The organism is Bradyrhizobium erythrophlei (assembly GCF_042430365.1).
Classification (GTDB): Bacteria; Pseudomonadota; Alphaproteobacteria; order Rhizobiales; family Xanthobacteraceae; genus Bradyrhizobium; species Bradyrhizobium erythrophlei.
On sequence record NZ_JBHMET010000267.1, the window covers coordinates 1 to 25,163 of the forward strand.

The 25,163-nt window shown below is 65.8% G+C and carries 18 protein-coding genes; 3 read left to right on the forward strand and 15 right to left on the reverse strand.

The window, feature by feature from the left end:
* Positions 1-460 precede the first annotated feature (460 nt).
* From ACFFWD_RS40290 to ACFFWD_RS40340, 11 genes are all read right to left on the reverse strand, one after another.
* Complete coding sequence (locus tag ACFFWD_RS40290; RefSeq protein WP_376974950.1) at positions 461-3,769, reverse strand: carboxyl transferase domain-containing protein; 3,309 nt, start codon at positions 3,767-3,769, stop codon at positions 461-463.
* An 18-nt stretch (positions 3,770-3,787) separates the two neighbouring features.
* The gene (locus ACFFWD_RS40295; protein ID WP_376974951.1) at positions 3,788-4,672 is read right to left on the reverse strand and encodes an ABC transporter permease; all 885 of its coding nucleotides are present in this window, start codon (positions 4,670-4,672) and stop codon (positions 3,788-3,790) included.
* Positions 4,669-5,625, reverse strand: coding sequence for an ABC transporter permease (locus ACFFWD_RS40300; RefSeq protein WP_376974952.1), 957 nt, complete (start codon positions 5,623-5,625; stop codon positions 4,669-4,671). Before ACFFWD_RS40300 ends, ACFFWD_RS40295 begins: the two co-directional genes overlap by 4 nt.
* A gap of 4 nt (positions 5,626-5,629) precedes the next feature.
* A complete protein-coding gene (locus tag ACFFWD_RS40305) occupies positions 5,630-7,177 on the reverse strand; it encodes an ABC transporter substrate-binding protein (protein ID WP_376974953.1) in 1,548 nt (515 codons plus the stop codon).
* Between the two features lie 230 nt (positions 7,178-7,407).
* Positions 7,408-8,409 (reverse strand): ABC transporter ATP-binding protein, encoded by a 1,002-nt coding sequence (locus ACFFWD_RS40310; RefSeq protein ID WP_376974954.1) that lies wholly within the window; start codon positions 8,407-8,409, stop codon positions 7,408-7,410.
* Positions 8,406-9,479, reverse strand: coding sequence for an ABC transporter ATP-binding protein (locus ACFFWD_RS40315; protein ID WP_376974955.1), 1,074 nt, complete (start codon positions 9,477-9,479; stop codon positions 8,406-8,408). The genes ACFFWD_RS40310 and ACFFWD_RS40315 overlap by 4 nt, the downstream gene beginning before the upstream one ends.
* The gene (locus ACFFWD_RS40320) at positions 9,479-11,944 is read right to left on the reverse strand and encodes a CaiB/BaiF CoA transferase family protein (protein ID WP_376974956.1); all 2,466 of its coding nucleotides are present in this window, start codon (positions 11,942-11,944) and stop codon (positions 9,479-9,481) included. Before ACFFWD_RS40320 ends, ACFFWD_RS40315 begins: the two co-directional genes overlap by 1 nt.
* A 114-nt stretch (positions 11,945-12,058) precedes the next feature.
* Positions 12,059-12,307, reverse strand: coding sequence for a hypothetical protein (locus tag ACFFWD_RS40325; RefSeq protein ID WP_376974957.1), 249 nt, complete (start codon positions 12,305-12,307; stop codon positions 12,059-12,061).
* 240 nt (positions 12,308-12,547) lie between these two features.
* Positions 12,548-13,573 (reverse strand): ABC transporter substrate-binding protein, encoded by a 1,026-nt coding sequence (locus ACFFWD_RS40330; protein WP_376974958.1) that lies wholly within the window; start codon positions 13,571-13,573, stop codon positions 12,548-12,550.
* Positions 13,574-13,615: 42 nt separating this feature from the next.
* Positions 13,616-14,392: an ABC transporter permease gene (locus tag ACFFWD_RS40335; RefSeq protein ID WP_376974959.1), complete on the reverse strand. Its 777-nt coding sequence runs from the start codon at positions 14,390-14,392 to the stop codon at positions 13,616-13,618.
* A gap of 2 nt (positions 14,393-14,394) precedes the next feature.
* A complete protein-coding gene (locus tag ACFFWD_RS40340) occupies positions 14,395-15,249 on the reverse strand; it encodes an ABC transporter ATP-binding protein (protein WP_376974960.1) in 855 nt (284 codons plus the stop codon).
* Positions 15,250-15,446: 197 nt separating this feature from the next.
* Here ACFFWD_RS40340 and ACFFWD_RS40345 point away from each other — a divergent pair, with 197 nt between their 5' ends.
* A complete protein-coding gene (locus tag ACFFWD_RS40345) occupies positions 15,447-16,205 on the forward strand; it encodes a GntR family transcriptional regulator (protein WP_376974961.1) in 759 nt (252 codons plus the stop codon).
* 162 nt (positions 16,206-16,367) lie between these two features.
* Here ACFFWD_RS40345 and ACFFWD_RS40350 read toward each other — a convergent pair whose 3' ends face one another.
* Complete coding sequence (locus ACFFWD_RS40350) at positions 16,368-16,787, reverse strand: nuclear transport factor 2-like protein (protein ID WP_376974962.1); 420 nt, start codon at positions 16,785-16,787, stop codon at positions 16,368-16,370.
* Positions 16,788-16,936: 149 nt separating this feature from the next.
* Here ACFFWD_RS40350 and ACFFWD_RS40355 point away from each other — a divergent pair, with 149 nt between their 5' ends.
* Together ACFFWD_RS40355 and ACFFWD_RS40360 are read left to right on the forward strand one after the other, a co-directional pair.
* Positions 16,937-18,172: an amidohydrolase family protein gene (locus ACFFWD_RS40355; RefSeq protein ID WP_376974963.1), complete on the forward strand. Its 1,236-nt coding sequence runs from the start codon at positions 16,937-16,939 to the stop codon at positions 18,170-18,172.
* A 276-nt stretch (positions 18,173-18,448) separates the two neighbouring features.
* A complete protein-coding gene (locus tag ACFFWD_RS40360; protein WP_376974964.1) occupies positions 18,449-19,663 on the forward strand; it encodes a mandelate racemase/muconate lactonizing enzyme family protein in 1,215 nt (404 codons plus the stop codon).
* A 154-nt stretch (positions 19,664-19,817) separates the two neighbouring features.
* Here ACFFWD_RS40360 and ACFFWD_RS40365 read toward each other — a convergent pair whose 3' ends face one another.
* The 3 genes from ACFFWD_RS40365 to ACFFWD_RS40375 form a co-directional block, all read right to left on the reverse strand.
* On the reverse strand, positions 19,818-21,053 hold the full coding sequence (locus ACFFWD_RS40365) for an ABC transporter substrate-binding protein (RefSeq protein WP_376974965.1): 1,236 nt from the start codon (positions 21,051-21,053) through the stop codon (positions 19,818-19,820).
* Positions 21,054-21,196: 143 nt separating this feature from the next.
* Positions 21,197-23,236 carry a hydantoinase/oxoprolinase family protein gene (locus ACFFWD_RS40370; RefSeq protein WP_376974966.1) on the reverse strand — a complete coding sequence of 680 codons (2,040 nt, stop codon included), beginning with the start codon at positions 23,234-23,236 and terminating at the stop codon, positions 21,197-21,199.
* Positions 23,237-23,242: 6 nt separating this feature from the next.
* Positions 23,243-24,895 carry a hydantoinase B/oxoprolinase family protein gene (locus ACFFWD_RS40375; protein WP_376974967.1) on the reverse strand — a complete coding sequence of 551 codons (1,653 nt, stop codon included), beginning with the start codon at positions 24,893-24,895 and terminating at the stop codon, positions 23,243-23,245.
* Positions 24,896-25,163 lie beyond the last annotated feature (268 nt).

Below are 25,163 nucleotides of genomic sequence, written 5' to 3' on the forward strand. Positions count from 1 at the left end.
TCATCAGAGAATCAGTCTTCGCCGATCTTCGCAACAAAGATGTGTGCATTAGATAGCCGGTGAGACCGGGCTTGTTTGTCACCGTCCTCGCAAAGACGCGTTCGCGTCTTGCGAGGAGACACCAGCCACTGGGGCGTCAGGACCACACGACTTCGCCGTCCGCTATCCACGCGCACTCGTCAGTTGCGCGCTCAGCGTCCACCGCATCTCGACCCAACACTCGTGACGATCGCGAAGCGCCCCTCAAGCGGGTGAGACGGGCGGATTCATACACCGATTTCTGATTCCGAAAAACCGAAAAATTTTTGCCGCGACGGCTTGCGCGGTCGGGCAAATCAGTGGCAGGGGCCCGCCAGGCCGTAGGGTGGGCAAAGGCGCGTCAGCGCCGTGCCCACCATCAGCCGCTCTGCTTGTAATGGTGGGCACGCTGCGCTTTGCCCACCCTCCGGCGTCCTGCGCCTCACCACGCGTCGATGCACGGGCGCTTGCGGGTCGTGCGCGGCTCCGCCTTCGGCACCGAGCGCAGGCCCGCCATGATCCAGTGGCGGGTGTCGGCGGGGTCGATCACCTCGTCGATCTCGAGCACGGAGGCGATCGAGACCGCCTTGCCGTTGGCGTAGAGCTCGGCGACCTTGGTCTGGAAATATTTCTCGCGTTCGACCGGATCCTCGATCGCCTCCATCTCCTTGCGGAAGCCGAGCCGGACATAGCCTTCCAGCCCCATGCCGCCGAACTCGCCGGTCGGCCACGCCACCGTGAAGAACGAGGCGTGGAAGCCGCCGCCGATCATCGACTGCGCGCCGAGGCCATAGCCCTTGCGCAAGACGATGGCGAACAGCGGCACGGTGAGGCTCGCGCCGGTCACGAACATGCGCGCGACGTGGCGGACGATCGCGGTCTTCTCCGCTTCGGGGCCGACCATGAAGCCCGGCGTATCGCACAGCGACACGATCGGGATGTCGAAGGCGTCGCAGAGCTGCATGAAGCGCGCGGCCTTGTCGCCGGCCGGCGCGTCGATCGCGCCGCCAAGGTGCCGCGGATTGTTCGCGATCAGGCCGAACGGCTTGCCCTCGATGCGGATGAAGGCGGTGATCATGCCGACGCCGAAGTCGCGGCGGATCTCCAGCACCGAGCCCTCGTCGGCAATGAGATCGATGACGTTGCGGATGTCGTAGACCCGCAGGCGATTCTCCGGGATCGCGCGACGCAGCAGCCGCTGGTCCGGTGCTTTCCAGTCGGCGACGGCGCCCTGGAAATAGGACAGATATTTCTGCGCCACAGTCGTCGCCTCGGCCTCGTCCTCGACCAGGATGTCGATCACGCCGTTCGGCGACTGGAACGACACCGGCCCGACCTCGGCCGGATGATAGACGCCAAGCCCGCCGCCCTCGATCATCGCTGGGCCGCCCATGCCGATCGAGGCGTTCTTGGTCGCGATGATGACGTCGCAGACACCGAGCATCGCGGCGTTGCCGGCGAAGCAATAGCCGGAAACGATGCCGACCACGGGCACGAGGCCGGAGAGCTTTGCGAACTGTACGAAGGACGGCCCGTCGAGGCCGGTCATGCCGAGCCGATCGGTATCGCCGGGGCGGCCGCCGCCGCCTTCGGCGTAGAACACCAGCGGAAGGCGCCATTGCTCGGTCAGCGAGAGCATGCGGTCGATCTTCTTGTGGTTCATGTGGCCCTGCGTGCCGGCGAGCACGGTGTAGTCATAGGCGATCACCATGCAGCGCGCGCCTTCGGGGCCGAAATCCTTCGCATTGACGGTGGCGACACCGGTGATCAGACCGTCGGCCGGCGTGTTCCTGATGAGGTCATCGACCTTGCGGCGGCGGCGCTGGGCCGCGATCGCCAGCGAGCCGTATTCGACGAAGGAGCCCTCGTCGACGAGATGGGCGACATTCTCGCGCGCGGTGCGCTGGTTGGTCTTGCGCCTGCGCTCGACCGAGGCCGGGCGGTTCTCGTCCAGCGTGATGGCGTGGCGCTCGATCACCTCGGCGAGATCGGGCCGGATGTGATCGAGATCGACCTCGTCTTCCTCCGCGACGTGATGGCCGTCGACCTCGGCCGGCTCGATGAACAGGATGGCCTCGCCATGCATCAGCGTGACGCCGGGCGCGCCCGCAATCTTCGTCACCCGGCCGCCCTGCGCGGCGGTGACGAGGTGCTCCATCTTCATGGACTCCAGCACCGCGATCTGCTGGCCCGGGCGGACGAGATCGCCTTCACCGACGTCGATCGCAACGATGGTGCCTTGCAGCGGCGCCTGCACCGCGACCGAGCCGGCGGGCGCCGCGGCGTCCGCCGCCGGCTTCGCCGCGTCGGTCGCGCCGTTCACATCGAACAGCAGCGGCTCGTCGGCTTCCTTCGCGGCTGCCACCAGCGAACCGGCATGCGCATCGATGAACTTCGTGCTGATGCGATTGGCGACGAAATCGGGGTGCGCGAGCACCGCCGACAGGAACGGGATATTGGTGGCCACGCCGCCGATACGGAATTCGCGTAAACCGCGCAAGCCCTTCTGCACCACGTCGCCCCAGTTCGGGCTCGGCGAATGCACGATGACTTTCGCGAGCAGCGAGTCGAAAGCCGCGCTGGTCCGGTATCCGGTATAGCCGAACGTATCGACGCGGACGCCGGGGCCGGACGGCAAATCGAACACCGACAAGGTGCCGCCGGTCGGCTTGGTCTCGCCGTTCTCGTCCATCACCTCCATATTGACGCGAAGCTGCATGGCATAGCCCCGCGGCGACGGAACGGCGGCTTGCGCGAGCCCGAGCGAGGCCAGCGTCGCGCCGGCGGCGACCGCAAGCTGCGACCGCACCAGATCGACGCCGAGCGCCTCCTCGGTCACGGTGTGCTCGACCTGCAGCCGCGGATTGGCCTCGATGAAGGCGAACGCGCCCTGCTCCGACGTCGCCTCGTCATCAACCAGGAATTCGAAGGTGCCGAGATTGTCGTAGCGCGCGGCGGTCGCGAGCTGCCTCGCCGCCTCGATGATGCGGGAACGCAAGGCCTCGCTGAGCGAGGGGCTCGGCGCGACTTCGATGAGCTTCTGGTTGCGGCGCTGGATGGTGCATTCGCGCTCCCACAGATGGCTGACCGCGCCATGGCGGTCGCCGATGATCTGCACCTCGATATGGCGCGCTTTGCGGATCAGCCGCTCGACATAGACGCCGTCGCTGCCGAAGGCGGCCTTCGCCTCCGACTGGCAGCGCGCATAGGCCTCCTCGAGCTTGCCGGCATCATCGACGACGCGCATGCCGCGGCCGCCGCCGCCGGCGATCGCCTTGATCATGACGGCCGCACCGGCGCCGAGCGAGGCGAAGAACGCCTTTGTCTCCTCGAGCGTGGTCGCGCCGGAGGTGCCGGTAATGATCGGCACGCCGCATTGTTTCGCCAGCGCCTTTGCCTTCGCCTTGTCGCCGAACAGGTCCAGTGCCTCCGGCGACGGGCCGACGAAGGTGATGTTCTCCGCGGCGCAGCGCCGCGCAAGCGCCGTGTTCTCGCTGAGGAAGCCGTAACCCGGATGCAGCGCGTCGCACTCGGCCGCCTTCGCCGCCGCGATCACCGCCTCGATGTCGAGATAGGCCCGTGCGCCGCGACCCGGGATTTCGCGGCTCTCGTCGGCGGCGCGGACGTGCAGCGAGGCGGCATCGTCGGCCGGGTAGATCGCAACGGTGGCAAGGCCGGCCTCGCCGGCGGCACGCGCGATGCGGATGGCGATTTCACCACGATTGGCAATCAGCAATTTCTTGAACGACATGACTATCCCACCAAAGTTTTAGCGATCCTTCATGGTCGGATCGAGCACGATACGCAAGGATTCTCCGAGCGCGTTGAACGCCAGGGAGACGACGAGGATGGCAAGCCCAGGCGCGTACATCTGCTCCGGGGCGATTTCCATGTACTGGTAGGCGCGCGCCAGCATCGCGCCCCAGCTCGGGTTCGGCGGCTGGATGCCGAGGCCGAGGAAAGACAGGCTGGCTTCCGCCAGGAGCGCCGCGGCAAGCAGCAGCGTCACCTGCACGATGACCGGTTGCAGCGTGTTCGGCAGCACGTGGCGCAGCAGGATATGCCAGGTCGGCGCGCCAAAGCCCTTCGCGGCATCGACATAGAGCTCCTGCCGCACGATCAGCGTGCGGGCGCGGACGATGCGCGCCAGCGCCGGGAACATCACGATGCCGATCGCGATCATGCCGTTGGTCAGCCCGATGCCGAGCGCGCCGGTGACGGCGATCGCAAGCACGATCGCGGGGAATGACAGGAAGGTGTCGATGACGCGGCTGATGATGTCGTCGATCCAGCCGCCGAAATAGCCGGCGACGAGGCCGACCGGCAGCCCGATGGCAACAGCGACGGTGACCGCCAACACACTGGCATAGACGGTTGCCGGCGCGCCGTAGATCAGGCGGGAGAAGATATCGCGGCCGAGATCATCGGTGCCGAGCAGGTGCCCCGGGCCCGGCGGCACCAGCATGTTGTTGACGTCCTGCGCGGTCGGCGCGTATGGCGCGATCCACGGCGCGCCGATCGCGACGACGACGAGGACCAGCAGCACGAGGATCGACAGCGCGGCACGGAAGTCGCCGGCGAGCCAGCGCAGGAAGCGGCGCAACCGGGTCGGCTTGGCTGGGGATCTAAGCTGGGCGAGCGCGGTGTCGGTCATTGCTCGATCCTTGGATCGACGGCGGCGCAGAGCAAGTCGGTGACCAAATTCACCACGATGACGACGATGACCATGGTAAAGATGACGCCCTGCACAATCGGGAAATCGCGCTGGATCGCGCCGCGCACGATCAGGCTGCCGAGGCCGGGAATGGCGAACACGGCCTCGATCACGACGGTGGCCGCAAGCATGCGGTTGACCAGCAGGCTGATGATCGTGAGCAGGTTGACGCCGACATTCTTCAGGCCGTGCTGCCAGAGGATCCGCGACATCGAGAGGCCCTTGGCGTGCAAGGTGCGGACATATTGCGACGACAGCACCTCGAGCAGCGCGCCCCGGAGCTGGCGCGCGACCTCGGCCATGCCGTAGGCCGCGATCGCAATTCCCGGCAACAGCGCGTGCCGGATCGCCTCGACCGGCGAGACGCTGAAGGCCTTGGCCCCGGTCGCCGGCAGCCAGTTCAGCTTCAGCGAGATCTCGGCGACCAGGATCATGGCCAGCCAGAAGCCGGGAATGGCGACGCCAAGCGACGCGATCAGGCTGACCAGCCGGTCGATCCAGCCGTTCGGCTTGACCGCCGCGATCACGCCCATCGGAATTCCCGTGACGAGCGCCAGCACCAGCGCGATGATCACGATCAAGAGCGTGTTCGGGAACGCACGCCCGATCGAGTCCGCGACCTTCTCGCCGGTCAGAAGCGACTGCGAGAGGTCCCCCTGCGCCACCTTGCCGAGCCAGGCGCCGTATTGCACCAGGAACGGACGGTCGAGGCCGTAGAGTCTCCTGATCTCCTCGATGCGGGTGTCGGTGGCGTTGTCGCCCGCCAGGGTCACAGCGATGTCGCCGGGCACGAGCTTGAGCAGCGCAAACACCATGAAGGTCGCGAGCAGGATCACGGGCACCGCCTGCAACAGGCGGCTGCCGATGACCTTGACCGGGGACCGTCGCGCCATTGCTTCAGCTCTCCAGCCAGACGTCGTCGTATTTCGGCTTGCCGAGCAGGTTAGGCCTGTAGCCCTGCACCTTCTTGTTCATGGCGACCAGCTCGAACTGGAACGCCAGCGGTGCGACGAAGGCGTTCTCCATCACCAGCCGCTGCACGGTGGCGAAGGCCTTGCGCCTGACCTCGATATCCTCCGACGCGCGCGACTCCTTGATCGCGGCCTCGAGCTCCGGCGGCACCGGCGCGCGGCCGCCATTGTAATAGGCGTCCTTGGTGAACATCAGAGAATAGGTCAGGCTCGGATCGGGCCGTCCGGTCCAGGCCGCGAGGATGCCGGAGCCGCGCTTCTCGGCGCCGAAGAAGGCCGCGGAGGCTTCCGCGATCGGCGCGTTGGCGAAGCGCACGTTCATGCCGGCCTTGCGGAACTGCTCGATCAGGATCTCCTGGCGCTGCACCGAATCCTGGTCGGGATAACCGACGAGATCGATCTGCGTGCCCTCCTTGAAGCCGGCCTCGGCCAGCAGCTTGCGCGCCTTGTCGGGATTATACGGATAGAGCTTGGCGACCTCGGCGTCATAGGCCCAGTGCGCCTTCGGCAGGTTCATGTAGGCCGGTTCGGCAAGGCCGGCGAGCGCGGCCTTGACGAAGGTCTCTCGGTCGATCGCGTAATTGAAGGCCTGGCGCACCTTAGGATTGTCGAACGGCGGCTTCGCCCAGTTGAGGAAGATCTGGAACACATAGAGCGTCGGGCCGTGCACCACCTTGACGCTGGAGGCGCGCTCGAGGATCGCCTTCTGCCGCGGCGGCAATTGGTAGATCAAATCGTTCTGGCCCGCGGTGACCGAACGTGCGCCGGTGGTGAGCTCGGGGATGATCGCAAACTCGATGCCATCGGGATACGGCCGCTCCGGCTTCCAGTATTTCTCGTTGCGCTTGACCACGATCTTCTCGCCATCGGCCCAGCTCACGAACGCATAAGCACCGGCGCCGACCGGCTTGCGCGCGACATTGCCGCTCTCCGCGGCCTTCAGCGCCGTCGGCGACACCATCATGCCGGCGCGATCGGAGAGGATGCCGGGCAGCGCAGTGTCCGGCGTCGTCAGCTTCAGCGTCACCTGAAGCGGGCCCGAGACCTCGACCGACGCGACCGAAAGAAGGTCGGCCTTGATGTTGGACTTCGGATCGCTGCGGTTGCGCTCAAGATTGAACTTCACTGCCTCGGCATCGAGCGGCGTGCCGTCGTGGAAGGTGACGCCGGAGCGGATGTTGAGCACCAGCGTCGTGGGATCGGTGAACTTCCAGCTTTCGGCGAGCCCGGGCTTCGGCTTCAGCGTCTCGAACTCCCATTCGGTCAGCGTGTCGTACATCGTGAACAGGAAGGCATGGTCGGAGCCGGCGCCGCCGGTCGCGGGATCAAGGCTCGACGGATTGGCGGGGGCGGAGATCCGCAAGATACCGCCCTTCTTCGGGGCGCCTTGCGCGAACGCGCCGCCGCCGAACGTTGCGCCCGCCAGCGCGCCGGACAGCAGCGCCATGGCCTCGCGTCGCGTTGTAAGAGTCATGGCATGTCCTCCAGTACTTTTGAGCGGGATGAGGTCAGGTTGAATCAGTCCGGCAGCAGACTGGCTGCACCTCTCCCGCTTGCGGGGGAGGTCGCATCGCATCGCGATGCGGGTGGGGGCTCTCTCCACACGATGACTCGCGGCGAGACCTCCACCCCAGCCCTCCCCCGCAAGCGGGAGAGGGAGCGCGGTTCCTTCGCGGTTGTTGTTCGACCTAATCTCATCATGCTCTAGTTCGGTGAAAAGTTCGGGCGGTCAGCAAAATGGCACGCCACCCAGTGATCGGGCTTCAGCTCGCGCCAGTCCGGCGCCTTGTCGGCGCAGAGCGGCTGCGCATGCGGGCAGCGGGTGCGGAAGCGGCAGCCGGACGGCGGATCGATCGGGCTCGGCACTTCGCCCTGCAGCACGATGCGCTGCTCCTGCCGCATCGACGACGGCAGCGGCCGCGGCTCGGCCGAGAGCAGCGCCTGCGTATAGGGATGCAGCGGCCGCTCGGAAACCTCCTCGGTCGGACCGAGCTCGACGAACTGACCGAGATACATCACCGCGACGCGCTCGCTGATATGCGAGACCACGGCGAGATCGTGGGTGATGAAGACGTAAGTGAGGCCGAGATCGCGCTGCAAATCGGCAAACAAATTGAGCACGTCGCCGCGGTTCGACATGTCGAGCGCGGCCACCACCTCGTCGCAGACGATCAGCTTCGGCTTCAAGGTCAGCGCCCGCGCGATCACCACACGCTGCTTCTGGCCGCCGGAGAGCTGGTGCGGATAGCGCTCACCGATCTCGGCGGGCAGGCCGACGCGCTCCAGCGCTTCGCTTGCCTGCTGCTCGCGCGTGGCGCGGGTGCCGACGCCGGCGAGCTCCAGCGGCTCCAGCACCGAGGCCAGGATCGTCATGCGCGGGTTCAGCGCGGCGTTCGGATCCTGGAAGATGATCTGGTAGTCGCGGCGGTGATTTTGGAACTGCTTCCGCGGCAGCTCCAGCGGATCGATGCCGTCATGCAGGATGGCGCCGGCGCTGGGCTTGAGCAGGAACACCAGCGCGCGGCCGATCGTGGTCTTGCCCGATCCGGATTCCCCGATGATGCCGAACGTCTCGCCGCGGCGGACGTCGAAATTGACGCCATCAACCGCCTTCACGGTGGCGCGGCGGTCCGTGGTCTGGAAGCGGACCTGGAGGTCGCGCACCGAGACGATGGTCTCGCGGGTGAGCTCGGTCGATGCCGTCATGACGTCGCCGCCTTCGCTACGGTGGGCGCGGCTGGCGGATGCAGCGCGCCGGGCAGATTGAGCTCGGCGAAGCGCCAGCAGCGCACCTTGCGGCCGCCGCCGGCATCCTGCAGCTTCTGCTCCGTCTCACAGCCCTTGGCGGCATGCGCGCAGCGCGCGCGGAAGCGGCAACCGTTCGGCATCTCAGCGATCGACGGCACCCGGCCCGGGATCGACGGCAGCCGGCCGTGGCGCGGGCTCAGATGCGGCAGCGAGCGCAACAGGCCCGACGTGTAGGGATGCAGCGGACGCACCAGCGCTTCGTCGACCGAGGCATCCTCGATCACCTCGCCGGCATACATCGTGATCATCCGCGTGCAGGTCTCAGCGACGACGCCGAGATCGTGGGTGATCAGCATCAGCGCGGTGTGCGAGGTCTCGCTGAGGTCGCGTAGCAATTCGAGGATCTGCGCCTGCACGGTGACGTCGAGCGCCGTCGTCGGCTCGTCCGCGATCAAAAGCTGCGGCCCGCAAATCAACGCGGCCGCGATCATCACGCGCTGGCGCATGCCGCCGGAGAGCTGGTGCGGATAGTCGTCGATGCGCCGCTCCGGCGAGGCGATGCCGACGCGGCGGAGCATCTCCAGCGTCTTCGTCCGCGCTTCGTCTGCTCCGATGTCGCTGTGGACGCGCAGCGTCTCGGCGATCTGGTGGCCGACGGTGAAGACCGGATCGAGCGCGCTCATCGGCTCCTGGAAGATCATCGCGATGCGCTTGCCCCTGATGGCGCGCATCTGCCGCGCGCTGCACGAGGCGAGATCGATGCCGTCGAACAGGATCTTGCCGTCGAGGCCTGCGAAATTGCCCGGCAGCAGCCGCAGGATCGACAGCCCGGTGATGGTCTTGCCGCAGCCGCTTTCGCCGACGATGCCGACGCGCTCGCCGGTCGCGATGTCGAAATCGATTTTGCGCGTCGCCTGCCAGATGCCCTGTGCGGTCTTGAAGCGGATGCCGAGCCCGCGCACCTGTAACAGCGGCCGCGCGTCATCGCGCGCGACGTCCGGGCTACGCTCTGCCGGCTGGACTGGCATCAACCCGCCGCCCGCTTCTTCTCTTTCACGAGCTGTTCCTCCATCAGCATCTCGGTGCCGATGATGCCGTCGCGCGCGAGCGCGTCAATCTCGGCGTCGGACAGCCCGAGCTGGCCTCCGAGGATCTCGCGATTGTGCTCGCCGAGCGTCGGCGGCGCGCGGCGGATCGCAAACGGCGCCGTGCCCTCGCGGAACGGCATCGACGGCTGCGGATGCCTGCCGATGAAGGCGCGATCGACCTCCTGGATGAAGCCGCGGGCGTGGAGCTGTGGATCCTTCAGGAGATCGATCGGCAACCGCGCGACGCCAGAGGCGACACCAGCCGCTTGCAGCAAGGCCATCGCGGCGTCCGGATCGCGCGCCGAGGTCCAGGCGGTGATCGCCGCCTCGATCTCGGCCTCGATCGCGCGGCGGCCGGCGGCCGATTTCAGCTTCGCATCGGTGGCCCAATCCTCACGGCCGAGCAGCCGCGCAAGCTTCGGCCACATCGCATCACCCGATACCGCGACGACAATCCAGTTGTCCTCTCCGGCGCAGCGGAAGCAGCCATGCGGCACGAAATCCGGATGGCGGTTGCCGTACTTCACAGGCGTCTTGCCGTCGATCGAATGCGCCACGATCCAGGGTGCGGCGAACGGCATCATGCATTCGATCTGCGCGAGATCGATGAACTGGCCCTGCCCGGTGAGCCTGGCGTGGATCAGCGCGGTCAGCACCGCGGCGCAGCCATTCAACCCGCCGACGGCATCGCCAAAGGCGGTGTGGCTCATCACCGGCGGACCGTTCGCATCGCCAACGACACTCGGCAGGCCCGAGCCTTGCTCCAGCGTCGAGCCATAGGCGCGGCAGTCGCGGTTGACGCTGCCGGCGCCGAACGCCGACATCGACATCATCACGAGCTTCGGGTTGATCTTGCTGAGCACATCGTAGCCGAGGCCGAGCTTCGGCAGCACCTCGACGGAATAATTGTCGACGACGAGGTCGGCATCCGCGAGCAGCCGCTTGGCGAGTTCGAGCCCCTTCGGCCGGGTGAGGTCGAGCGTGATGCCGCGCTTGTTGCGGTTCATGATGCAGTAGCGTACCGACTTTTCGTACATCTGCTCCAGCACATAGGCCGGGCGGCGGTCGACGCCGCGCCACCAGTCCGGATACTGGATCGCCTCGATCTTGATGACGTCGGCGCCGAGATCGGCGAGCGAGCGGGTGCAGATCGGCCCGGCCCAGCCCATCGAGAAATCGACCACGCGGATACCTTCGAGCGGCAGGCGATGGCCCGCGGCAGGCTTTGACGCCGCAACGCGCGGCGCGATGTCGTCCCGCGCCTGCTGCTCGCCGACATCAGGCACCCTGCCGCCGCGGCGCGGCGGCGTTCCCGTGAGCCGTTGCATCGACCCCGCACTGAAGCCTGTTTCGCCGCCAACCGTAACCGGCACGATAGCGCCACGGGCCCGCTTCTCCTCATCCGCGATCAAGTCGGCGATCTCGGGCACCGGCACGATCGGGATCTTGCGCTTGAGCCCTTCCGCAAACCATTCCTGCGCGGTGCGCTGCCTGAGCCGCGGCAGGATCTTGCGCTCGATCTCGCCGACGTGCTGCAGCCGGTCGACACCGAGGAACAGCGTCGGATCGTCGCGCAGGTCGATGAGATCGAGCATCTCGCAAAAGGCGCGCCACTGCGCCGGCGTCACCGTGGTGACGCCGAGCCATCCCTGCTTCGTCTCGTAGATGCCTACCGGAAAGGTCGGCCAGAAGCGGTTGACGCCGATCCGGCGCATGATGTCGCCGCGCGAAAACGCCTCGAACATGATGTATTCGGTGACGGCGATGCTGGCCTCGAACAGGCTGAGGTGGCGGGTGCGCCCGCGCCCGTCCTGCAGGCGGCCGAGCACCGAGGAACTCGCCGCGATGAAGCCCCAGAGCCCGCCCAAAACACCGGTCTGGAAATCCGGCGCGTGCATCGGCGGCCCCTGTTCCGGGCCGACCATCTTCACCAGACCGGTCAGCGCACGGATCGTGGAGTCGGTCGCGGCGAAGTTCGCGTAAGGGCCGCGATCGCCGAACCAGGAGAGGTCGAGATGGATCAGGCCGGGATGCGCCCGCTTGAGCGCGTCGAGATCGATGTCGGGACAACCGGCCGCATCGATGCCGCGGCCGTCGAGCAGGATGTCGCTCTCCGCGATCATTTCGCTCAGGCGCGACGCGGAGCCGGGATCATTGCTGTCGAGCGCGACGCTCGATTTATTGAAATTCAGAAACGCAAACCACGCGCTCTGCCCTTTCGGCGTCAGCGGCGCGGCACGGCGCAACGGGTCGCCCTCTGGCGGCTCGATCTTCTGGACATCGGCGCCGAAATCGGCGAACAGCCGCGCGCAATAGCTCGTTGCGGCAGCACTTCCGATCTCGACAATCCGCAGATGCGACAACGCGCCGCCCATCACGCTTCCCCGCGAGCAATCGATCAGCAATCAACGATCGCTGATTCAGTTTCTTGTTGTCTTGAACTTGAAGCCTCGCAGGCGCGCCGATGCAAGTGGAAAATTTTCTTCCGCTTGACGGAATTCACAAGTTGCCGCTTGCAGTTAGCTGCAGGTGAGTTGCGTCTCGAACCAGTTCTGCAACGATGGCGAAAGCTGCGGCCATGCATGCAGGAAGTGCGCGTAGTTGTGCGCGCTGGTGCGATAGATCCCGCGCAGTTCCTGCTCGATCGCAGGCAGGTCAACACCAAGGCACCGGCCATTGCTGGCGATCGCGCGTCCGTCCACGACGACATCCTTGATTAGCGACGCATTGCCACGCGCGAACAGCAGATCGAGCGGATCGACCGGCATGATCTGGTCGCGCTCGAGGCGATCGAGATCGATGCTGACGAAATCCGCCGGTGCACCGCGCGCGAGCTCGCCGGTTCAAGCGAAGCTCGCTCTAAGGTCGTATCGCATCGAAGATGCGATACGGGTGGGGGCTGTCTCCACATACGACTCGCGGCGAGACCCCCACCCCACCCCTCCCCTCCCCGCAAGCGGGAGAGGGAGCGGACTTCCGACGCGGCCGCAGTTCGGCCTCATCCAACGTCAGTTCGCAGTGTACACCAACTCCCGTTCCCCGCGAGGCGGCAGAAATTCGCGGGAGAATATTTCCGCAGGCGTCGGCGCCCGCGCGAGCTGGTAGCCTTCGACGATGATGCCGATGGCGCGGGCCATGCGGTCGTCCTTGACGTCGCCGATGCCGATCTCCTTCATCTCAGGCGAGACGATCAGCTTCTCGAAGGAATATTGCAGGCGGCGCTTCTCGACGTCGACATTGATCAGATTGTCGTAGTTCAGCGCGGCCTTCATGCCGGCGTTCTGGTCCTTGGCGACCGCGATCGCCCCCTTGTTGATAGCGCGCACGAGACCGGCGACCGCCTTCGGGTTGGATGCGACGAGCTTGCGCGACACCATCACGCCGTTGGAATAGAGATCGAGCCCGTAATCGGCGAACGAGAACCATTTGAAGTCCTTGTCCGGATCCTGACGGTTCAGCACCAGGTTGAAATAGCTCGTGATGTTGAAGACCAGCGCGCCGTCGATATCGCCCTTGATCAGCATCGGCTCCTGCAGGTTCGGCGCCATGTTGGAGATCTTGATCTTCTCGCCGTCGAGCCCGTTCTTGTGCACGAATACCGGCAACAGCCGCGTGGTCGGCGTGCCCTGCGCGCCGCCGAGCGTGTGGCCCTCGAAATCCTTGATCGACTTGATGCCGCTGGAGTTCTTGGCGACGATCGCGAACGGCGGCTGGTTCCACATCATGTAGACCATCACAGGCGCATCCTGCGGCTTGGTTGCCGCGTTCTGGATGATGGCGTTGACGTCGCCGAAGCCCGCGTCATAGGCGCCCGACATGATGCGTGTCACGGTGGCGCCGGAGCCCTCGCCCTGGTCGATCACGACGTTGAGGCCTTCCTCTTTGAAGTAGCCGTTGTCCTTGGCGTAGAAAAACGCGGCGTCGCTGCCTTGGGTCTTCCAGCCCAGCGTGAACTTGATGGTGGTGTCCTCGGCACTGGCTGATCCTGCGAACAGGGCCAATCCCAACAGTGCGGCGCTCATTGTCTTCAGCATGACGACCTCCGTAAGCTTCGTTGCATGGCGGTTTTTAAGAACTCAGGTGGCGATGACATTGTCCTTGCGCGTCGCCCATCCCGTCACCTGGCCCTCGATCAGCGAGAACACGACGTAGAGCGCGACACCGAGGCCGGCGAGCACGAACAGCCCGGCGAACACCAGCGGCACGTTGAAATTGGAGGACGCGGTCATCATCACGTTGCCGATGCCGCGGTTCGACGCCACGGTCTCCGACAGCACCGCGCCGACAAAGGCGTAAGAGATCGCGACCTTCAGCGAAGCGAAGAAGAACGGCATCGTTCGGGGCAGGCCGACATTCCAGAGGATGTCAAACTTGCTGGCACCGAGCGCCTTCAAGACGTCCTCGAGCTCGGGCTCTGTGGTGGCAAGGCCCGTCGCAATATTGACGACGATCGGGAAGAAGCAGATCGACAGCGAGGTCAGCACCGCCGGCACCGTGCCGGAGCCGAACCACAAGACGAAGATCGGCACCACCGCGACCTTCGGGATCGAGGAGAAGCCGACCAAGAGCGGATAGCAGGTGTCGTAAGCCGTTTTCGATACGCCGATGACCGCGCCGAGCACGACGCCAAGCCCCACGCCGAGCACGAAGCCGACCATGGTCGTCGCCAGGGTCTGCAAAATGTGCGGCCACAGGATCGGGAACTTCTCGATCAGTGTCACGAGAATCTGCGACGGCCGCGGCAGCACGAGGTCCGACATGCCCGTCATCAGACAGAATAGCTCCCAGGCGACGAAAAACAGCACGATCAGTCCGGCGGACCACGCCTTCTGCCTGATATCGAGCTCGGGCATGCTCACCCCTCCTCTCGTGCAGTCGTGCGCGCATCGACGATGAAGGCACGGAGTTTCTGGTTGAGCGCGACGAACTCCGGCTCGAAGGTCATCGCCACGGTGCGCGGACGGGCGAAATCGACACGGCTGTCGTCGAGGATGCGACCGGGCCGCGCGCTCATCACGCAGATGCGGCTTGCGAGGAACCCGGCCTCGCGCAGATCGTGGGTGACGAGCAGCACCGTCGGCTTGTGGGTGATCCAGAGCCCCTGCAGGATCGACCACAATTCCTCGCGGGTGAACTGGTCGAGCGCGCCGAAGGGCTCGTCGAGCAGGAGCATGCGCGGCTCATGGATCAGCGCGCGGCACAGATTGGCGCGCTGGAGCATGCCGCCCGAGAGCTGCCAGGGATAGCGGCCGCCAAAACCCTTCAGCCCGACCTGCTCGAGCAGCGCATTGGCCTTGTCGCGGAATTCGGTCTTGCGCAGCTTGCGGAATTGCGAGCGGAATGGCTCGACGATCTTCAGCGGCAGCATGATGTTCTTTTCGATCGTCATCCACGGCAGCATGGTCGGGTTCTGGAACGCCATGCCGACCAGCATCGCGCGGGCCGCAACCTCGCGGCCGCCGACGATGACGACGCCGGTGGTCGGCCGCACCAGGCCCGAGACCAGCCGCAGGATAGTCGACTTGCCGCAGCCTGACGGCCCGACCAGGGCGACGAACTCGCCGTCGGCGATCCGGAGCGTGGTTTTCGACAAAGCCGGCACGGCGCGGGCGCCGCGGCCGAAAGTCACGGAGGCCTCCGACAGCTCGATCGCCGTCGGGGCAGATCCGGCGGGAACAGCCTCGCCGGCGAAATCGGAGTTTGGTTGCATGCGCATCACGAGCAAAGTGCATGCAAGCTGGATGCCAGCGGCGAGATCGTTGAAAATCAAGGAGATCGCGAAACCAGCGTCGAAAAGAGCTGACGTCTTTTAGGCAGTCCGGCCCTCAAACTGCATGCAATAGAGGCGCCCGATTGGTCGCAACTGTGATAAACAGGCTGTCGCAAGGCACTTCAGGGGATTCGCCGATGGCTGCGCAGGCCGGCAGCAAGACTGCTGAATCTTTAGACAAGGTCGGCGTGATCTGCCGCGCATTGCGGCGCGCGATCATCGAGCAGGCGCTGGAGCCCGGCGCCAAGCTGCCGGAGGACTCGCTCGGCGAACGCTTCGGCGTCAGCCGCACCATCGCGCGCCACGCGCTCGGACAGCTCGCCGCGGAAGGCCTGGTCGAGCTGCGCCGCAACCGCATCGCGGTCGTGGCCACGCCGAGCTGGCAGGAAGCGCGCGACGCCTTCGACATCCGCATCGAGCTCGAACGGCTGGTGGTGCGCCAGCTCGCGGGCAAGCTGACCAAGGCGCAGGTCGCGGAGCTCACCGCCCATGTCGACGCCGAGGATCGCGCCCGCGACGGCACCGACGCGGTCTCGATCCGGCTCGCCACCGAATTCCACATCCTGCTCGCCCATATGACGAACAGCCCGATCCTGGTGCGCTATGTCAGCGAGGTCGCCTATCGCTGCTGCCTGACGCTGTCGCTCTACAGCCGCCCGCATTCATCGGAATGCGCGATCAACGAGCACCGCGCGATCATCGCGGCGCTGGTGAAGGGCGATGTGGCCAAGGTGATGGACCTGATGCACAGCCACCTCGATTCGGTGGCGAGCCGCGCCCTGGTCGCGCCCACGCCGCAGCGCGGCCGGGATTTGCTGGATATTCTGGCGCCGTATGCGGAGGATACAGCGAGCGATCGGGTGGTGAAATTGCCGAAGACCGTGCGGGGACGGTGACTTTCTTACCTCGCCCCGCTTGCGGGGAGAGGTCGGATCGCATCACAGATGCGATCCGGGTGAGGGGCCCTCCGCGAGTCGACTGCGTGGAGAGAGGCCCCTCACCCCGCCCCTCTCCCCGCAAGAGCGGGGCGAGGGAGAACTGGCACCGCCCGCTGCGCCCTAAGCCTCGATCCCCCGCTGCACCAGAATCCGCTCGGCGCTGTCGTTCCAGACGTCCATCTTCACGATCTGCCCGTCCCTCACCACGAAGCGATCGACGTAGCGGTTGCCCTCGAACGGGGTGCCGTCGATCCATTCGCCATAGAGCGTGCCGACGCTGTAGACGACGGTTTCGCCGATCCCTGGGCAGACGTCGAAGCGGTCCATTTTCTTCTTCACCCAGCGATAGCGCTTGGCGTTGAAGCCAGTCGGGCCGCGTGGGTGGTCGAACTCGCGCCCGCCGGTGAAGGTGATCACCGTGCCCGGCTTCATGTAGGCTGCGGCCGCATCGGGATCGGGGATCATCGAGGCCGTGAGATAGGCTTCCACGATCTCGGCGTCGGACAGCTGGCGGGTATCGGCTTTGGCTGATGCGGACATGGCATGATCTCCAGGATAGGCAGAATATTACAATCTGACGGCCAGATTGTATGCACAATTTTTGTACAATTGTTGTGCGAAATTGCATACACTTTGGTGCTGGCGGATTCCCGCCATTGCGCTAGGCTCCGCCAACCCGAAGACCGCCCATGACCGCAAAACCCGCCTTCGATCTCTTGTTCCGCAACGCCGCAACCCGCGCCGCGGCCTCCCCGGTCGATATCGGCATCTCGGACGGGCGGATCGCCGCGATCGCGCCCCGCCTCGCCTGCGAGACGGTCGAGATCGACCTCGGCGGCAGGCTGGCGCTGCCGGGCTTCGTCGACACCCATATCCATCTCGACAAGGCCTTCCTGCTCGGCCGCTGCGGCCACGACCACAAGAGCCTGGGCGACGCCATCCGCGCCGTGTCGGCGATGAAGCGGGATTTCACCGTCGAGGACGTCTACGCCCGCGGCGCCAGAGTGATCGAACGTGCCATCGTGGCCGGCACGACGCGGATGCGCACCCATGTCGAGATCGACCCGCGGATCGGGCTGCGCGGATTCGCCGCGGTGAAGGCCCTGAAGCGCGACTATGCCTGGGCGCTCGATCTCTCGCTCTGCGTCTTCCCGCAGGAAGGCCTCAACAACGATCCCGGCGCCGAGGAGCTGCTGATCGCGGCGATGCGCGACGGCGGCGAGGTGATCGGCGGCTGCCCTTATGCCGACACCGACCCCAACGCGCATATCGCGCGGATCTTCGACCTCGCGCAGGAGTTCGACGTCGATGTCGACCTCCATCTCGATTTCGATCTCGATCCCTCCTGGTGGCACCTGGAGGAGGTCTGCCGGCAGACCGAGCGGCGCAATTATCACGGACGCGTCGCGATCGGGCATGCGACAAAGCTCTCCGCGCTGCCGCCGGAGCGGCTGAAGGCCGCGACCGCGCGGCTCGCCGCATCCGGCGTCGCGGTGACCGTGCTGCCCGCGACCGACCTCTATCTGATGGGCCGCGACGCCACCCATAACGCGCCGCGCGGATTGACGGCGGCGCACCGGCTCGTCGCCGACGGCGTGCTGTGTTCGGTTGCCACCAACAATGTGCAAAATCCGTTCACGCCGTTCGGCGATGCCTCGCTGGTGCGGATGGCGAACCTCTACGCCAACGCCGCGCATGCGGGGATCAACGAGTTCGACGCCTGCCTCGACCTCGTCACCGACTTGCCGGCGCGGCTGATGAACCTCAGGGATTATGGCATCGCCGTCGGCAACCCCGCCGATATCGTCGTGCTCGACACCGACAGCGGGCCGAATGCGATCGCCGAATTGCCCGACGTGCTGATGGGCTTCAAGCGCGGCCGCAAAGTGTTCGAACGGCAGCGGCCGACGCTGTTCAGGCCTTAGATTCCTCCTCCGTCATTGCGAAGAGCGAAAGCGACGAAGCAATCCATCGTTCCGTTCTGCCGAGCTATGGATTGTTTCGCTTCGCTCGCAATGGCGTGGATAGGGTTGTGCGTCCCCGCCATCCCGCCGTTGTGCGGGGGTGACGGATTACGGTTGAGCGCTACGCAGATTCTGCCTTGCCGATCTGCGTTGATGCCCTGCGCCGTCCGCAGATTGACGCTCCCCTCGATCCGTTGTTGTTATCCCCCAACACCAACAACAACCGGGCAGGAAACCATGACCAAAGCGACATCAGTCCAAAGCGTCGAGACGCTCGCCTGCGATGCCGGCTGGCGGAATTATCACTTCGTCAAGATCACGACGGAGGACGGGCTGGTCGGCTGGAGCGAGTACGACGAGGGTTTTGGCGCGCCCGGCGTCACAGCGGCGATCGAGCGGCTGTCGGCGCGAGTGGTCGGCAAGAATGCATTCCAGCATGAGCGGATCTATGCCGAACTGTTCGCCGCAACGCGTCCCGCCGCCGGCGGCGTGGTCGCGCTGGCGCTCGGCGCCATCGAGAACGCGCTGCTCGACGTCAAGGCCAAGGCGCTCGGCGTGCCCTGCTACGACCTGCTCGGCGGCAAGATCCGCGACCGCGTGCGGGTCTACTGGTCGCATTGCGCGACCTGGCGCATCAATCATCCGGACTGGTACAAGCCCGCGATCACCAATCTCGACGGCGTGAAGGCGATCGGCGCCGAGGTGCGCGAGAAGAAGTTTTCGGCGCTGAAGACCAACATCTTCGTCTACAACGACGGCAAACCACAGGGCTGGCGGCCCGGCTTCGGCTCGCCGTTCGAGCCGGAGATCAATGTCGACCGCAATGTGCTGCGCAATCTCTGCATGCATCTCGAGGCGATCCGCGACGGCGCGGGGCCGGATGTCGATCTCTTGCTCGACCTCAACTTCAACGCCAAGACCGAAGGTTATCTGAAGATCCTGCGCGCCATCGAGAAGATGGACATGTTCTGGGTCGAGATCGACACCTTCAACCCGCAGGCGCTCGGCTATATCCGCCGCCAGAGCCCGCACCCGATCTCATCCTGCGAGACGCTGCTGGGCCTGCGCGAATTCCTGCCCTACTTCACCGAGCAGGCGATGGACGTCGCGATCATCGACACGCCCTGGAACGGGGTCTGGCAGTCGATGAAGATCGCGAGTGCCGCCGAGCATTTCGAGGTCAACGTCGCGCCACATAACTTCTACGGCCACCTCTGCACCATGATGAACGCGCATTTCTGCGCCGCGGTGCCGAACCTGCGGATCATGGAAACCGACATCGACCGCCTGGCCTGGGACCACGAGCTGTTCACGCACGTGCCCGACTATGTCGACGGCCATCTCGTGATCCCGGATCGCCCGGGCTGGGGCACCGAGCCCAATGAAGAGGGCCTGCGCGCGCATCCGCCGAAGAACAAGGGCGGGCTGTTGAACTACGGGCTGAAGAAGTAGGCGCTTGGTGAGCTGGGCCTTCCACATCGTCGTCCCGGCGAAGGCCGGGACCCATAACCCCAACTGAGTGCTGCTGCACTCCGCTGGGGCCTCAGTCCACTCACAACTTGCGAAGGTGGTAATGGGTCCCGGCCTTTCGCCAGGACGACAAAAGCTAATTGTCATCCCGCACGGTGGCGAACGCGCTCTCGATCACGTCGCCGATCGGCTGCCACGCGGTGCCGTCGAACTGCACCAGCCGCATCTGCTCGATCGGGCGGAAGTCGGAAGGGCCGGTATTGATCGCAATTCCGGGAAGCACGATCGAGCTCTGGTAGTTCCTCAAGGATTCTGCCTGTAGCATGATGTTCTCGCGCGACAGGTTGTCGCCGCATTGGGTCAACACCTGAGCCAGGGTTTCAGCAGCCGCATAACCGAAGATGGCGTAGCCATCATCCTTGTCGCCGTCGGGATAATATCTGTCCATGAAGGCAAGCCAGTCCTTGATGGCCGGATCTTCCTTCCAGGTGGCGTCGTTGGCGTCCTTCAGGAACGAGGTGGAGACCACACCGACGGCATTCTGAAGTCCGGCCGGTCGCAGCGCGTTGGCGATCGAGGCCGCCGCGTTGACCAGCAACAACACCGGATGCCAACCCAGTTCGGCCGCCCTGCGGATGGCGCGCGCCGAGATCGGCGGTGCGCAATTGAGCACGAGCACCTCGGCACCGGAGCTCTTGAGGATGTCGACCTGGGTATCGATCGACATGTCCGCCTCGATGGCGATATCCGCAACGATCATGTTGGCGGTGACGCCGAGCCCCTCCTGCAATCCCCGGAACAGATCGCGGCCGAACTGGTCGTTCTGCCAGAGCACGGCGATCTTGCGGTCGGGATAGGAGGCCTGGATATAGTTGGCGTAGATCCGACCCTCCGCGCGAAACGTCGGCTGCCAGCCCATCGTCCACGGAAACTGCTTCGGATGCGCCCACTCCTCGTCGCCGGAGGCGACAAAGAGCTGCGGGATCTGCCGCTCATTGAGATAGGCCCGCGTCGCCAGATTGCCCGGCGTGCCGAACGATCCGAACATCAGGTGCACGCGCTCCTGCTCGACCAGTTCACGGGTGTGCTCGACCGCCGTCCTTGGATTGGAGCTGTCGTCGCGGGAGATGAACCTGATCTTGCGCCCATTGATGCCGCCGCGCTCGTTGATCATGTCGAAATAGGCGGCCTCCGCCCTTCCGATCGACGCAAACGCGGCCAGCGGCCCGGTATACGGCATGATGTTGCCGATGCGAATTTCTGTGTCCGTCACACCGGCGGCCTGGGCCGGCTGCCTAGCCGCTGAAACCGACGCGAATAATGCGGCGGCGAGAAAAGTTGCGATAAGCCTGGCTTCTCTTGTTCTTTGCATCGACGCGGCCTCGAAACACCAAGCCAGCACTAGCTTGCGACGCCTACCCAGCGGCCACGATGATAGCGCCGGAAACGAGGCCGTTGAAATCAAAATGTTGCAGCCGCGCAAGCGGGAGAGGGAGTGCAGTTCCCGCGCGGCCGTCAGCGCAATGTTATATCGAGCCAACCGAGCGCGTTGACCGCGACACGGTCGCCGGTGTCGACGAGTACCGTTGTGGTCTCGGCCTCGATGATCGCGGGGCCGGCGAGTGAGTGACCGGGCTTGAGATCATCGAGCGCATAGACCGGCACGTCGCGCCAGGCGCCGAGCCAGGCCTGCCGCTTCGAGCGCGGCACACACGGCGCGGCGGATGACACCGCGACAGCATCACCGCCGCGCTGCGCGACCTTGCCGACGGCGGCGACGCGGGCGTTGACGAACACCACCTCCTGCCCGCGCGAGGCGTAGGTGTAGAGCTCCTCGTGGCGACGGTGAAAACGCTCCTCGATCTGCGCGACCAGATCGGCAGCGCCGAGGTCGAGATCGCCGAGCGGCACGTCGATCTCGAACACCTGCTCGCCATAGCGCATCTCGGCGGAGCGCTCGATTGCGATGTCGCCCTTGAACCAGGAGCGCAGCCGTCCCGCCGCCTGCTCTTCGAGCCCGGCGAACAGCGCGCGCACCTCGCCAGCGGAAATCCTGCCGGTGCCGTAATGGGTGCGGCTGACCTCGTAGCGGAGATCGCTGGTCAGCATGCCCCAGGCGGACAGCACGGAAGCGACCGTCGGCACGATGATGCGCTTGATCTCGAGCTCGCGCGCGACTTCCGCCGCATGCATGCCGGCCGCGCCGCCGAAGCTCAACAGCGCGAACTTTCGCGGGTCGACGCCGCGGCGCAAGGTCATCAGGCGGATACCGTCCGCCATCTTGAGGTTGATCATCTTGTAGATGCCGGCGGCGGCTTCAATCCGCGACAGCTCCAGCGCCGCGGCGATGCGATCGACCGCGGCTTCCGAAGCCGCACGATCGAGCGGCCGCGCGCCGCCCATGAAGGCCGCGGCATCGAGGTAGCCGAGCACGACATTGGCATCGGTGACGGTCGCAGCCAGGCCGCCATTGCCATAGCACGCCGGCCCCGGCACCGAGCCGGCGCTCTCGGGCCCGACCCGAAGCGTGCGGCTGCCGTCGACACCAGCGATCGAGCCGCCGCCGGCCGCGATGCTCGCGATGTCGAGGCTGCGCAGCGCAATGCGCTGGCCGGCGAGCATGCCGTCGGCGGAGAGCGAGGCCCGCCCGTGTGCGATCAGGGAAATGTCCGTCGAGGTGCCGCCCATGTCGAACGGCACGAGATCGGGAATTCCCAGAAGATCCGCGCAGCGCCGGCTGCCGGAAATGCCACCGGCCGGGCCCGACAGCACTGTGCCCGCGGCGAGCCGCGAGGCCTCCTCGACCGGCGCCATGCCGCCATGCGACAGCACGACGAACAGCGAGCCGGCGAAGCCGGCCTCGGTCAGGCGCTGCTCCAGGTTGGTGAGATAGCGCCGCACCGCCGGCGCGACATAGGCGTTCACGATCGTGGTCGAGACGCGCTCATATTCCTTGATCTGCGGCAGCACGTCGCTCGAGCGCGACACGCTGACATCGGGCAATTCCTGCGCGAGGCGCTCGACCGCGGCGAGCTCATGCGCGGGATTGAGATAGGCATGCAGGAAGCAGACCGCGACCGAGGTCGCGCCCGATCGCTTCACCGCGGCGATTGCCTCACCAAGCGCTGTGGCATCGAGCGGGATAGCCGCGCTGCCGTCGGCCTTCAGCCGCTCGTGCACGCCGAAGCGGCGCTCGCGCGGCACCAGCGGCTCCGGCGGCGGCGTGCGGAGATCATAGCGGTCGGGCTTCAGCCCCTCGCGCATCTCGACGACGTCGCGATGGCCCTCCGTGGTCAGCAGCGCAACTTTTGCGCCCTTGCGTTCGAGCAGCGCGTTGGTCGCGACCGTCGTGCCATGCACGAGGCGGTCGGTGGCGGCCAGCATCGCCGCGCGCGTGACACCGAGACGGCGCGCCAGCTCTTCGAGGCCAGCCATGACGCCGATCGACTGGTCGGCCGGCGTGGAGGGCGATTTCGCGAAGACGGTGCGCCCGGTTTCATCCGTGGCGACCAGGTCGGTGTAGGTGCCGCCGACGTCAACTCCGATCGTGAACATGCTTACCTACACCGCCTTCGAAACCAGGCCCTGCGCGACGTCGCGCGCGCGGGCTTCCGCCGATCGTTTTTCTGGCGGCCCCCAGCCGCCGCCGCCCGACGATCGCACTTCGAGGCAATCGCCGGGGCGAAGCTCGATGCCGACCTCCTTGGTTTTGAGCACACGCGGCTCGCGGCCTTCCGACAGCAGGCGATAATGATGCGGTTCGCCGTCCTTGCCGCCGAGCATGCCGCAGGGGCCGTGGCGCGCGCCGTCGCCGGCGGTGTTGCCCTTGGCGGGCTTGGCCGTTTCCAGGATCATGTCGAGCGCGACGCCGAGGCCGCCGCGATGCTGGCCGTCGCCGCCGGAATCGGGGCGGAATTCGTGCTGACGGAAATACAAGGGAAAGCGTACCTCAGCGACCTCGATGCTGCCGAATTTCAGGCCGCCGACCGTGTGCCACTCGCCGATCGACGAATAGCCGTCGCCGCCGATCGAGGCGCCGCCGCCCGGCCGCGCCTGGAACATGTGCCAGATGAAGTTGCGCCCGTTGCGCGGGTCCTCGCCCTGGATCGCGATGCGGAAACGGCGGCCCCAACCACCCATCACGCGGTCCGGACAGGACGCCGACATCGCCTTGACGATCGCCTCGACGATCTCGTTCGACGGATGGCTGGTGCACAGGGTGACGGGGCGGCCGGGATCCGCCCACACGATGGTGCCCTGTTTCGCCACCACCTTCAGCGGCCGCAGCGCGCCGCTGTTCTTCGGGATATCGGCGCCGATCAGGTAGGCAAAGGCCATCGCGACGGCGGCCTGCATGTTGGCATGCGAGGAGTTGACGAAACTGGTCGACTGCGGATCGGAGCCGGTGAGGTCGACCTCGATGTCGCTGCCCTTTTTCGTCACCTTCGCAGCGATCTTGATGTCGGTACGGCCATGGCCGTCGTCGTCGAGGAAGGCCTCACCGTGGAACACACCGTCCTTCCAGGTCGAGACCACGGCACGGGTCTGCTGCTCGGTCGCGTCCAGAATAGCCTCGATCGCGGCCTCGACGACCTCCGCCCCGAACTCGCTGAACAATTTTGACACCCGCCGCTCGCCGAGATGCGCGGCCCCCAGCATCGCCGCGAGGTCGCCGCGGAATTCCCGGGGGTTGCGGATGTTGAGCGCCAGCAGGTCGAGCAGGTCCTCGCGCGGCTTGCCGGCCTCGTAGAGCTTGATCGGCGGGATGCGGATGCCTTCCTGATAGATCTCGGTGGCGCCGGGATTGTAGGCGCCGTGGGTGGCGCCGCCGATATCGCTCTGATGCGCGCGCACGATGGTCCAGAGTAGGCGCTTGTCCCCGTCGAACACCGGCACGAAGGCGGTGACGTCGGGCAGATGGCTGCCGCCCTGATAGGGATCGTTGAGCAGGATCACGTCGCCGGGTGCGACATCCTTGAAGCGCTCCTCGACCGCGAGCGTCGCCCAGGGCAGCGCGCCGACATGGACCGGGATGTGATCGGCCTGCGCGATCAGCCGGCCCCGCGTGTCGCAGATCGCCAGCGAGAAGTCGCGGCTGGAATTGAGGATCTGCGAATAGGAGGTGCGAAGCATGGCTTCGCCCATTTCCTTCACGATCGACGACAGACGGTGCTGGACGACGGAACGGGTGATCGGATCGATCTTGGCGGACATCTTTGCCTTGTTGGCGCATGGCGCGCGAATGAGGTCGAGGAACCGGCCGATCGGAACCGGAATCCTCCCCTTATACCCAGAGGTTTCCGGATCGCAAACCGGCGCCTCTGGCGCGGACGATTTATTCCATCATTCAGCAAGTCGTGATCGGCAGGAATCTTCGTCCCTCCGACGGAATAGAACACGCCACGCCGCGTCCCACCCATGCAAGCCAATTGCTTCAGGGCAGCTCGCGCGGACCGGCCGGTGCCGGTTCGCCCGCGCTCCC

Bases quoted from the DNA above. Each gene is read 5' to 3' on its own strand.
- ACFFWD_RS40290 (WP_376974950.1), bottom strand. From the start codon at position 3,769: ATGTCGTTCAAGAAATTGCTGATTGCCAATCGTGGTGAAATCGCCATC.
- ACFFWD_RS40295 (WP_376974951.1), bottom strand. From the start codon at position 4,672: ATGACCGACACCGCGCTCGCCCAGCTTAGATCCCCAGCCAAGCCGACC.
- ACFFWD_RS40300 (WP_376974952.1), bottom strand. From the start codon at position 5,625: ATGGCGCGACGGTCCCCGGTCAAGGTCATCGGCAGCCGCCTGTTGCAG.
- ACFFWD_RS40305 (WP_376974953.1), bottom strand. From the start codon at position 7,177: ATGACTCTTACAACGCGACGCGAGGCCATGGCGCTGCTGTCCGGCGCG.
- ACFFWD_RS40310 (WP_376974954.1), bottom strand. From the start codon at position 8,409: ATGACGGCATCGACCGAGCTCACCCGCGAGACCATCGTCTCGGTGCGC.
- ACFFWD_RS40315 (WP_376974955.1), bottom strand. From the start codon at position 9,479: ATGCCAGTCCAGCCGGCAGAGCGTAGCCCGGACGTCGCGCGCGATGAC.
- ACFFWD_RS40325 (WP_376974957.1), bottom strand. From the start codon at position 12,307: ATGCCGGTCGATCCGCTCGATCTGCTGTTCGCGCGTGGCAATGCGTCG.
- ACFFWD_RS40330 (WP_376974958.1), bottom strand. From the start codon at position 13,573: ATGCTGAAGACAATGAGCGCCGCACTGTTGGGATTGGCCCTGTTCGCA.
- ACFFWD_RS40335 (WP_376974959.1), bottom strand. From the start codon at position 14,392: ATGCCCGAGCTCGATATCAGGCAGAAGGCGTGGTCCGCCGGACTGATC.
- ACFFWD_RS40340 (WP_376974960.1), bottom strand. From the start codon at position 15,249: ATGCAACCAAACTCCGATTTCGCCGGCGAGGCTGTTCCCGCCGGATCT.
- ACFFWD_RS40345 (WP_376974961.1), top strand. From the start codon at position 15,447: ATGGCTGCGCAGGCCGGCAGCAAGACTGCTGAATCTTTAGACAAGGTC.
- ACFFWD_RS40350 (WP_376974962.1), bottom strand. From the start codon at position 16,787: ATGTCCGCATCAGCCAAAGCCGATACCCGCCAGCTGTCCGACGCCGAG.
- ACFFWD_RS40355 (WP_376974963.1), top strand. From the start codon at position 16,937: ATGACCGCAAAACCCGCCTTCGATCTCTTGTTCCGCAACGCCGCAACC.
- ACFFWD_RS40360 (WP_376974964.1), top strand. From the start codon at position 18,449: ATGACCAAAGCGACATCAGTCCAAAGCGTCGAGACGCTCGCCTGCGAT.
- ACFFWD_RS40365 (WP_376974965.1), bottom strand. From the start codon at position 21,053: ATGCAAAGAACAAGAGAAGCCAGGCTTATCGCAACTTTTCTCGCCGCC.
- ACFFWD_RS40370 (WP_376974966.1), bottom strand. From the start codon at position 23,236: ATGTTCACGATCGGAGTTGACGTCGGCGGCACCTACACCGACCTGGTC.
- ACFFWD_RS40375 (WP_376974967.1), bottom strand. From the start codon at position 24,895: ATGTCCGCCAAGATCGATCCGATCACCCGTTCCGTCGTCCAGCACCGT.